The following is a 1,682-nucleotide window of genomic DNA, read 5'->3' as shown; positions in this document are numbered from 1 at the left end:
CAAGGAGTGGCGCGCTGTCGCAACCAGATATGAAAAAACAGCAACGTCGTTCCTCGCGGTCATCCACATCGCTGCCGCAGCAGACTGGATCAAGCCCTAACAGGCCCTAGTTCTCATCCGGTTTCGGCGGGGCCCGCCTGCCGAGATTCGAACCTCGACTGAGTGGAATGCTTGCGTAATTCCACTCGCCACATTTTCAGTTAGAGCGTCGGATGATTCATGTCAGCTTTTGGGAAACTCTCCCAACCGCATGGATGACCGACATGAGGCGTAAGCGGACTATTTCCTAAGCCTGATGATTCCGAGTTCGTGCCACATCCACCCGAAATCGTAGGCAGCCATGGCACCGCCACTCCCTTGGGCGCGGACCGTAGTGTTTTCGATATCCTTCAACCAGATGGCCACCTTTTTACGTCCTGAAGCTGTCTGGACGGCCTGGCGCGGCGTCATATCCCCCAAGGCCGGGACTGGCTCATCAAGCACCTGCCGATAGTGCCGCTCCAGCATCTGCCCGATAATCCGGGCTTCCTCCTCGGGCGGGATCTGCAGTTCTGGCGAGACCTCCCGTCCCTGCATCCCCCGGTCTTCCATCGCCTGCGCCGGCGTCATGATCTGCGTGAGCGGAGCGCGCACGAAATCTCCCAGACCAGCCTGCAGCATGGCACGACCACGTTCGGCGCGCTCTTTCGAGTTCACCTGCAGCCGCAACTGCCGCCCCTTCAGATCCAGCGTGCCCAGCACGATCGCGCCGTCATCCATCTCCGTGCGCAGGAACCGCCCGTTTTCATCCCGTCCAGCCTTGCGCACGGGATCGCTCATCGGCTCTTTCAGCCAGTTCCAGAACGACCGGCTCTCTGCCCGCAGGGCTGCCATCCCGTCAAGCACATCCGCCACCATCTTCTGCGTCACGCCCTTTGCCAGCGGGAAACACACTTCGTGGAAGACCAGATCCTCCCCGTCCCCATTGAACAAAGCTGGCCCCTCCATCTGCTGGGCCATGTCCTCCAGTGTCCGGAACAGCCAGGTCAGCGTGAACATCGGCGCAAGCTCACGCAGCGTCTGCGTATCGACTTTCGGAAACTCCGCCTTACCCCGTCTTTTCCGCAGAGCCCTGTAAAGGTTCGCAGCCAGATCCTCACAGGCACCCCGCGAATAGGCGAGCAGCCCGCCTGCCAGAATGGTCTTTCCATCGGACGGCACGAGACGTGCTGCAATCCGGTCCCACTGCTCCAGTGTCCGGGTTGCCGTGCCTTCATGCACCAGAACCGGATCACCACCCCGCAGCAGGTCTCGCGCCATCAGGCTCTGGCCGGGTCTGATGTCCGAGACTTCATACAGGCTCATGACCGAAGCCTTGAGGGCACGCATATAGGCGCTGTTACGTGGCCCTTCCTTCCAGCCCCGATGCTTGAGGTAAACGTCCACGAAGTTCCGGCCATCATCCCAGTCCTGCCCGAGAAAATCCTCGAAGGCGCAGCCCCATAGCGTCATGGCAACGTCGGGGCCGATCATCTCCGCCAGATCCTCGAAGGAGATGTCGCCCACTTCCAGCGCCGGACCGATGTGATCGGCGAGCACTTCGCCAAAACACTCCTGCCAGTCCTCCTGACCGAGATAACGGATCAGTCCCGTGAGTTCGTCTGCGGCCATGGCTGCTCCTGCGTCTCCTGATACGGACAGCA

Annotated in this window: 1 protein-coding gene and 1 pseudogene; one reads left to right on the top strand and one right to left on the bottom strand. The window is 60.8% G+C overall.

Annotated features, from left to right (window positions below):
- Positions 1 to 100, top strand: a pseudogene (locus GOB87_RS16370) (IS5-like element ISMex42 family transposase); the annotation flags it as partial.
- A gap of 179 nt (positions 101 to 279) precedes the next feature.
- Here the strand turns inward: GOB87_RS16370 and GOB87_RS16365 are convergent.
- Positions 280 to 1,650 carry a hypothetical protein gene (locus tag GOB87_RS16365; RefSeq protein WP_166319156.1) on the bottom strand — a complete coding sequence of 457 codons (1,371 nt, stop codon included), beginning with the start codon at positions 1,648 to 1,650 and terminating at the stop codon, positions 280 to 282.
- Positions 1,651 to 1,682 lie beyond the last annotated feature (32 nt).

This window comes from Acetobacter estunensis, assembly GCF_011516945.1.
GTDB lineage: Bacteria > Pseudomonadota > Alphaproteobacteria > Acetobacterales > Acetobacteraceae > Acetobacter > Acetobacter estunensis.
This window is presented reverse-complemented; position numbering and strand designations above follow the sequence as displayed.